Source organism: Mesorhizobium sp. GbtcB19, assembly GCF_019091085.1.
In the GTDB taxonomy this organism is placed as follows: Bacteria; Pseudomonadota; Alphaproteobacteria; order Rhizobiales; family Rhizobiaceae; genus Mesorhizobium.
In genome coordinates this window covers 1-231 of sequence record NZ_JAGXJY010000610.1, presented here as the reverse complement: position 1 = coordinate 231, position 231 = coordinate 1, and the positions used below count along the sequence as shown (strand labels likewise).

Sequence of the window (231 nt, the reverse complement as noted above, 5' to 3'; positions counted from 1 at the left end):
CGGCCTGCGAGGTGATGGTCGCGGGCGGCGCCAGGCGCCTGGTTGGCGCCGATGCGCATTTCCTTGAACACGCCATGGGCAGGGAAGACAAAGTGAGGGCGTATCTCGGCGAGATGGCGATCGGTACGGGCTTTTTCGCTGCCATGCAGCAGGCCGAATCTGCCAAGCACAGGGAACTTAGTCGGGACGAGTTGCTGAAATTCGGAGTGACGACCGGGCCGCAATCGGAGG

General features: G+C 63.2%; 1 pseudogene. It reads left to right on the top strand.

The annotated features are described in order from the left end of the window. Window positions 1-231: pseudogene (locus tag KVT37_RS33195) on the top strand (hypothetical protein); the annotation flags it as partial.